General features: G+C 46.3%; 7 protein-coding genes and 1 tRNA gene. 2 read left to right on the top strand and 6 right to left on the bottom strand.

Annotated elements, in window-relative coordinates; genetic code table 11:
• Window positions 1-71: 71 nt before the first annotated feature.
• The 5 genes from BIZ37_RS28535 to BIZ37_RS28515 all read right to left on the bottom strand — a co-directional run bounded on the left by BIZ37_RS28535 (window position 72) and on the right by BIZ37_RS28515 (window position 4,113).
• Window positions 72-1,565, bottom strand: coding sequence for a tripartite tricarboxylate transporter permease (locus tag BIZ37_RS28535; protein WP_187464415.1), 1,494 nt, complete (start codon window positions 1,563-1,565; stop codon window positions 72-74).
• Between the two features lie 9 nt (window positions 1,566-1,574).
• Window positions 1,575-2,039, bottom strand: coding sequence for a tripartite tricarboxylate transporter TctB family protein (locus tag BIZ37_RS28530; RefSeq protein WP_187464414.1), 465 nt, complete (start codon window positions 2,037-2,039; stop codon window positions 1,575-1,577).
• Window positions 2,040-2,109: 70 nt separating this feature from the next.
• Window positions 2,110-3,036 carry a tripartite tricarboxylate transporter substrate binding protein gene (locus tag BIZ37_RS28525; protein WP_107300552.1) on the bottom strand — a complete coding sequence of 309 codons (927 nt, stop codon included), beginning with the start codon at window positions 3,034-3,036 and terminating at the stop codon, window positions 2,110-2,112.
• Window positions 3,037-3,052: 16 nt separating this feature from the next.
• Window positions 3,053-3,532: a hypothetical protein gene (locus tag BIZ37_RS28520; RefSeq protein ID WP_187464413.1), complete on the bottom strand. Its 480-nt coding sequence runs from the start codon at window positions 3,530-3,532 to the stop codon at window positions 3,053-3,055.
• Between the two features lie 389 nt (window positions 3,533-3,921).
• Window positions 3,922-4,113, bottom strand: a complete 192-nt coding sequence (locus tag BIZ37_RS28515; RefSeq protein WP_107300554.1) for a hypothetical protein — start codon at window positions 4,111-4,113, stop codon at window positions 3,922-3,924.
• A 365-nt stretch (window positions 4,114-4,478) separates the two neighbouring features.
• Between BIZ37_RS28515 and BIZ37_RS28510 the strand changes: the two genes are divergently transcribed.
• Complete coding sequence (locus tag BIZ37_RS28510) at window positions 4,479-5,315, top strand: enoyl-CoA hydratase/isomerase family protein (RefSeq protein WP_222939873.1); 837 nt, start codon at window positions 4,479-4,481, stop codon at window positions 5,313-5,315.
• Window positions 5,316-5,444: 129 nt separating this feature from the next.
• Here the strand turns inward: BIZ37_RS28510 and BIZ37_RS28505 are convergent, their stop codons facing one another.
• Entirely contained in the window at window positions 5,445-7,166 is a 1,722-nt protein-coding gene (locus BIZ37_RS28505) for an amidohydrolase (RefSeq protein WP_187464411.1), read from the bottom strand.
• A 200-nt stretch (window positions 7,167-7,366) separates the two neighbouring features.
• Here BIZ37_RS28505 and BIZ37_RS28500 point away from each other — a divergent pair.
• Window positions 7,367-7,457: transfer RNA gene (locus tag BIZ37_RS28500), tRNA-Ser, on the top strand.
• The last annotated feature ends 1 nt before the right edge of the window (window position 7,458 follow it).

The following is a 7,458-nucleotide window of genomic DNA, read 5'->3' as shown; positions in this document are numbered from 1 at the left end:
GGACCCAGGACCCAGGACCCAGGACCCAGGACCCAGGACCCAGGACCCAGGACCCAGGACCCTTCTTTTCCCTACTCCGCTAAAGGAGCCTGTGCCTGCTTCTTCTTGAGTTTCATCGTGGAGTAGACCGAGAAAACTGCAAGGACAATGAAGGCCAGTGCGATAGGGCGTTCATACAAGAAAGACCAGCTACCGTCGTACATTAGCAGTGACTTCCTAAGGTTGGTCTCGGCCATTGGCCCGAGGATGATCGCCAGCAGGATGGGTGATGACGGAATTTCCATCTTATTGAGGATAAAACCTAACAAGCCAAAGCTGATTGCAATACCCACATCGAACATTGAGTTGTTGATGGCGTAGGCACCGATCACCGACAGGAAGATGATGATTGGGATCATGATGATCTTAGGCACTTCAATAATTCGGCAGAAGAAACGGATACCAAGCAAGCCGATAATTAGCATCACAATATTGGCTACCAGCATGGAGCTGAATACGCCGTACACTACTTCAGGGCTTTGACTGAACAGCAGCGGTCCCGGTGTAAGGCCCTGTACAATTAAGGCACCAAGCAACACGGCAGCCACGGCATCGCCGGGTACGCCCAGTGTTAGTAGTGGAACCAGTGAGCCGCCTGTCACTCCATTGTTACCTGCTTCCGCTGCCGCCAAACCTTGCACCGAGCCTTTACCGAACTCGTCCGGATTCTTGGCAGAACGCTTGGCTTCGTTGTAGCAAACAAACGCTGAGATATCGGCACCAGCACCCGGTACTGAGCCAATAGACGTGCCCATCAAACCACTTTTCACAGCTGTTGGCAGCATGGTCTTCAGATCTTTCTTGCTCAGTAACTTATGGTCAAATTTCGGTGGTGCGCTTTTCTTCTGAGTATGCAACTTTTCAAGTTGGTTGAGGCCTTCTGAGATTGCAAATAAACCGATCAATACAGGAATGACATTGATGCCACTGTATAGGTCCATTACATCAAAGGTAAATCTCGGCACACTGCTGATTGGGTCTAGGCCCACAGTGGATACCAGCAAGCCGATACAGCCTGCAAGTAAGCCTTTTAGGATGTTTTTTGACGATACGCTGGCAATGATGGTGAGGCCGAACAAAGCCAGGGCGAAATACTCAGGAGCATTGAACTTGAGGGCAAAATCCGCCAATAGCGGCGCGATAGCGATCAGCACGATGGTACTGATAAGGCCGCCGATAAAAGAAGCAACTGCCGAGATACTCAGAGCTCGGGCGGCTTGCCCTTTGGCTGCAAGGGTATGACCATCTAGAACGGTAGCAGCTGATGCCGGTGTACCGGGGGTCTTTAGCAAAATCGCGGCAATTGAGCCGCCATAGATACCGCCGATGTAGACACCGATGAGCATGACGAGTGCCGCTGTTGGCTCCATACCAAAGGTAAAAGGCAGCAAGATGGCGACACCCATGGTCGCAGTCAGGCCGGGCAGGGCACCAAGGATGATCCCTCCCAGTACACCGAAGATCAGAACAGGGAAAACGCTTGGGCTAAAGGCCGTTAGGATGCCTGAAAATAAATGTTCTAACATACGCGGCCTCTACAGAATGATGCCGTCAGGAAGTGCAATGACAAACACTTCGCCAAACAGGTAATACACAGATACAACGAATACTGCTGCAATAACGTAATAAAGGGGTTTCTTCACCTTGAAATAAATCAGGTACAAAGCGAAGGCAATAAGGCTGGCAAATAGGTAGCCGAGAATATGAATCAAGAAGGCATAGCCAATTAAATAGGCAACACCGAAAATAGACAGTTTGGAAAAAATCGGCGCCTCTTTCTTTTGGGAGCTCTCTTTATTTTCAAGCTTGTTCTTTTGCCAATGCTGAAAAACTAAAACCGCTGAAATAACCATCATGGCAATCGTGACAACGGTTGGGAAAAAGGCCGCATCGACGCTAGCATCTTGGAACATCGGTTTGTCGAATTGGCTAATAACGAAAAGGGAAGCGGCACCTAATAGAATGATCAGGGACGGGAAAAGAAAGTTTCTATTCAACATAGAATCCATCCTTGTGTTGAGCGTGTTCAAAAAAGTGGAGCCAGCACGTTTTGCTGGCTCCTGAGTATCATTAGTTAATTAGAGAGCCTAGTGCTTGCGTATCTTCATAGACAAACTTAGTGAACTCTTCGGCGTTTAGGTTGTGGATAGTCATTGCGCCTGTTTCCATGAATGACTTGAATTCCTCTGTCGCCATCGCTTGGTCAAATGCAGTACCTAGCTTTTCAATAATGTGGTCTGGGGTGTTCTTCGGTGCACCAATACCACGCCATGTGCCGGTGACTACATCAACACCTTGCTCTTTTAGAGTCGGGACATCTTCGATAAACGCGATACGTTCTTCCGACATCACACCAAGGGCTTTTAGTTGGCCAGAGCGAAGTTGTGCGATGGCTTCACCCGGAGTCACCATAGTGACATCTGTGTGGTTACCCAGTACCGCAGGAATCGCTTCTGAAGCGCCGTTGTATGGAATCGCATTTAGTTTGATATCTTGGTCTTTCTCAAGCGCCATTAGGTAGAAGTTTGGTGCGGCAGTAGAAGCAAACTTCACTTTGCCTGGCTCTTTCTTGGCATCTTCAATCAGGTCATTGATGCTGTTGTATGGGCTGTCAGCAGCAACCAAAACAACTGCTGGGTCAAGGTTAACCATACGGATCAGTTTGAAGTCATCTGCTGTGTGGCGCATTAGGCCCATCTGTGGCAGCGAGGCAATTTCGCGGGTGACAACTGTTAGGGTATAGCCATCAGCGCGTTGCTGGGCACCAAAGCTCATACCTACCGCACCTGCACCACCGGTACGGTTCATGATCGAAATATTCTGGCCCAGTACATCCTTGGCACTATTTGCCAGCGTACGGCCAACCGCATCGGTACCGCCACCGGCCCCGAAAGGGACAACCAAACGAATGTTTTTAGTCGGGTAATCAGCAGCAACTGCTGTTGCCGAAACTAATACACCTGCGGAGATCATGACTGCTTTTAGTAATTTATTCATATATTGGATACCTGTTTTATTGTTCACGTCGGTAGGTTTGAGTCGGGTTATTCGTTTTCTGGGTCTGGTAGTCGTTGATAGTGAGTTGCTCGATAGCAAGGGCAATCCAGCCACTGATCAGCATGTCATACCATTGCTGCACCCCGCTGCAGGCGACTACGACATTGCCGTAGACAAAGGAGCCGTAATACAGCACATCGTCATCTCTTAGCGACGATGGGTGAGCGGTTTGGTGATTAATATTGGCCTGAGAGTCACGCCAAGCTTGTTGGGCCTTCTTCCGGGCGAGTTGATCAAATGGGATTGTCCATGCATCAGGTTGGCCGATTGAGGTTTCAACCAAAATGGCTTCCTCGAAGCTGGACTCCCAGGGCTTAAGGCGGGGATCCATCACCACAATGTGCAGTTCTTGGCGGTTGGTTCGTGAAAATAGGCGCTCGATAGCTGGCCTAACTAATTCGATTGCATCTAGCGCAATTTGCTTCTGTGTGTTCATCCTTACACCTTAATGTCCTCGGTACACACTCAAGTTATTGTATTATTTTAGGCTGATCAAAGAGGGTTTTATTAAAGTGATATACTCATCACTGTTGTAAATATATCTTCATGATTTTGATCACTTAATTAGTGGTTTTTGGCGAAATTATGGTGATATTAGTCACTTTGGCAATATAGTGCTTTTGTTGGTTTATTTGTATTATTAAATAAATGTGTTGTGGGATAATATTATGAAGTGGCTCAAATTAATTATTGATAAAATGAGTTATATAGGTAGGGAGTGCTCAACAAAATTTAAATATATTCAAAAAAATTTAGGAAAAAGAGATGAGAAGGGGAAATACAGCTAATCCTTTCCCCTTACAAGAAGAGCCATAAGGATTATGGCTAGAGCAGCCCAGCTTCACGGGCTTGATGAAGGACTGCTGGTTCAACAAGGGCGTACGCCGCGTCCCACAAGGAAGCGATATACAGTTTTTCCTTGCCTTTGGCTTGGCGTTCAAGCTCATCCAGCTTGTGAAGTTCGTCGAGGGTTAATGGTCTGGTGAATAGTTCCTTTGCACGTTTAAGTTTTTCCATCTGCCATACTCCGCAATACTAAATTGCAAAGTCAACTGGGCTACAATCAATCTCTAAATGTAGGCTAAGAAATGATGTCAGCAGGCTTTTCAATTTAGGCTTAATAAGGGCTCAATTAAGCCCAAATCAAACTATTTGTTGGCAGCGGTGAATCTTAGTTTCTTTGCTCTAACTTTTATCTCTACCCTAATAGTTGCAGCCTTTTATTAGCGTGATCGAACCCGCACTTGCTGATTTTTTAAACAGATTTGATTGAGGATTAGATCTAGGTTGTATCCCTTTAGCTGGTGTTGTAGAGGGTTACAAAAAAGGTTGACTGGAATAGCAACTACCGCCATTGGAAGGAGGCACTCACAGTGAACGACATGCAGCTCAGTAAAGGCTCTGCTGATCAATTATTGACACAGCTTGAGCAAGGAATCTTGACCATAACCATGAATCGGCCGGCGAAATTAAATGGCTGGACCATGGCTATGATGAATGCCCTGAAAGAGGTTTTCGAGAAAGCAAATGTTGAGAGCAAGGTCAGGGCTATTATCCTCACTGGGGCGGGAGACTATTACTCTGCAGGTGTAAATCTCAGTGGTACGTTAAAGGTGATGGCCCCGCGAAAACTGCGCCAGTTGATTGTCAAGAATAACCAAGCTTTGTTTGAGATATTTCTTGGTTGTACCAAGCCGCTGTTGATCGCGGTGAATGGCCCTGCAATTGGTGCAAGTGTCACCTCAGCGACGTTAGCCAATGGCATTATTGCGTCAGATACCGCGACCTTCTCGACGCCGTTTGCAGTTTTGGGGGTAACGCCTGAAGGTTGCTCCAGTGTGCACCTGCCCCGATTAATTGGGGAGGACAATGCGGCGCGTATGCTAGGTAGTGAGGGGTGGAAACCCGATGCCCAGCAAGCCAAAACGATAGGGCTAATTCAAGAGGTTGTCCCCAAAGCGCAATTGCGTGAAAGGGCAGAATCTGAGGTACGGCAATGGCTAGAACAAGGGCGAGAACGTCAGTTGTTGGCAGGTAGTGATCTTGAAGAACTCAGAGCGGTTAATGCCCGTGAATCGGAGCAGTTAGCGGATGCTTTTTTGCAAGCGGCTTTCCTTAAACACCAAGCACAATTTCTTTGGCGTAAGAAAAAGTACATGCCTTCAGTGGTGTTTTGGTTACTTTGGGGCGGAAGGCCTCTGTGGAAGCTTGCTCTTTGATTCTTTCAGTTAGTTAAATGAGTTGATGGCCTCCTAATATTAGGGAGGCCAATATACATTAGTTAGAAAAGCTTTATTCAGAAATCCTTAATGTGAATCTTGTGCTTTATGGAAGGTATATCTTCCCTTCTATTCATATTTTTCGAAAACAACTTCGCCTTGAAGAATGGTTAAAAGCACATTAGAGGAACTGATTCTATCGGAAGGTATTTGGGTTATATCATTGTCCAAAATTGCAAAGTCAGCGGATTTTCCAACCTCAATACTGCCAGTGATCTTATCAATACCAAGGCTATAAGCAGCATTGATGGTATAAGCATCGATTGCAGTTGTTATCGACGGTAACCCGGTTTTTCCCATAATAAGGCTATTAGCGATACCTTCTAGTGGATTAATGTTGTGTACGTTCCAATCACTACTAAGGGTGACGTTTGCACCAGTTTGATAAATGGCGTTTAGGTTCATTAATGCCCTCGTACGTTTGGCACCCAAGAAGGCTTCAGCCCATTGGTGCTGATGGTAAGCAATATAGTCTGAGCCGACCTGAAAATCGGCAGTGACATCAAGTGCTTCAAAACGGGGAATGTCGTTGCGGTCGATTAACTCAACATGGGTAAGAGTATAGGGTTTGCTGATGTGCGCTTTGCGCATTGACTCAATAGCATTGAGCGTTTCATAAATTGCGCCGTCACCAATGGCATGGATATGGGCTCCGTAGCCAATCCTTGCAAGGGCCTTGAGCCATACCGACATCTCTTTGGGTGGAATATAGTTTATACCGTGAGGATCGCCTGGAAGATAAGTGAACAGATAAGGAGCCAGTGTTTTGGCCGTACCGTTAATAAAAATACCATCACTGTACATCTTTACCTGTTCGACGATGATAAGGCTTGCAGGGTCGTTTGCGGAGCTGGAGTAAATGGACTCAAGATATTGCAGTTGTGGATCCATATCACCCTCAGGGTAGATCCACGGACGGACAGACACTCGGGCAGTGAGCATATTGTCCGATTGCGCTTGCTGCCAAATTTCAAACCAACCTCTTTTCCAATACATCCTCCCATCACCGATTGTGGTGATGCCGTGGGCTGCAGCTTCCTCAAGGCCAGCAAGAAGCCCTTCATAACTAGGGTTGTTATTGACTGAACGGCGATTGGGTCTTCTATTATTTTGGCTTCGGCTATTTTCCCTATCGTTCCATGCCATTTCCATCACAATGTCTCCGGCATTATCGAGAAGGATCCCCGTCAATTGGCCAGACTTAGTTTTAAGTATCCGCCCACCTTGCGGTTCTGGAGAATGCTTGTTGATAGCGGCTTGCTTTAGGGCTTGTGTATTGACCCACATAGAGTGTGAAGTTTGCTCCATGAAGATCACGGGTTGGTCAGGGAAAATTTTATCGATAACAGTTAGCGGAGTGGAGGTATTATTCTCATCCAAAATGGCATCTAAAGAAAACCCGTAACCGATAATCCACTGCCCGCGTTTGGTTTTATCAAAGCAGCTGTTCAAGTATGGGATGAGTGATTGCAAAGAAACATCGGCATCGAGTAGACAATCCCCGCCAACAGGTGAAGCAGCCTCAAAGACATGGTTATGGTTATCGATGAAACCTGGCAAGACAAAAGCGCCATCAAGATTGATGATGTCGGTATGGTCGTCAGCCATATTATTCGCTTCTTGGCTGGTGCCGATATAAGTGATTTTTCCTTCCGATATGGTTATCGCATCGGCATTGGGATAGCCGTAGATGATTGCATCTGTGAGTATCCGGTCTGCGCTTGCGGCTGATAACCCGCAGGTCCAGACAAAGGCAACAATAGTGGTCAATAGGTAAAGCTTTCGTTTCATATCGTTCAGCTAATTGATTGTGCTCGTGTAAAATGGATGAACGGAATTTCACTTGCATGATTTTGCTTGAATTCTAGTCAAAGAAGTTTGATTTCTGGCGTAAAATGCAAAAAAACGACAAATTAGATGAAATTGTAATCACTTGATACTTTTGAGGGTTTACAGCTTGGTTCAAGCTCATTATTATACGCCACACTTACGGAGAGATGGCTGAGTGGTTGAAAGCACCGGTCTTGAAAACCGGCATACGTTAATAGCGTATCTAGGGTTCAAATCCCTATCTCTCCGCCAC

Source organism: Photobacterium sp. BZF1 (assembly GCF_014349205.1).
In the GTDB taxonomy this organism is placed as follows: domain Bacteria; phylum Pseudomonadota; class Gammaproteobacteria; order Enterobacterales; family Vibrionaceae; genus Photobacterium.
Note: the sequence above shows the minus strand (reverse complement) of the source record. Positions and strands in the feature narration are given on the sequence as shown.

Coding starts and splice junctions, on each gene's coding strand:
- BIZ37_RS28535 (WP_187464415.1), bottom strand. CDS start 1,565: ATGTTAGAACATTTATTTTCAGGCATCCTAACGGCCTTTAGCCCAAGC.
- BIZ37_RS28530 (WP_187464414.1), bottom strand. CDS start 2,039: ATGTTGAATAGAAACTTTCTTTTCCCGTCCCTGATCATTCTATTAGGT.
- BIZ37_RS28525 (WP_107300552.1), bottom strand. CDS start 3,036: ATGAATAAATTACTAAAAGCAGTCATGATCTCCGCAGGTGTATTAGTT.
- BIZ37_RS28520 (WP_187464413.1), bottom strand. CDS start 3,532: ATGAACACACAGAAGCAAATTGCGCTAGATGCAATCGAATTAGTTAGG.
- BIZ37_RS28515 (WP_107300554.1), bottom strand. CDS start 4,113: ATGGAAAAACTTAAACGTGCAAAGGAACTATTCACCAGACCATTAACC.
- BIZ37_RS28510 (WP_222939873.1), top strand. CDS start 4,479: ATGCAGCTCAGTAAAGGCTCTGCTGATCAATTATTGACACAGCTTGAG.
- BIZ37_RS28505 (WP_187464411.1), bottom strand. CDS start 7,166: ATGAAACGAAAGCTTTACCTATTGACCACTATTGTTGCCTTTGTCTGG.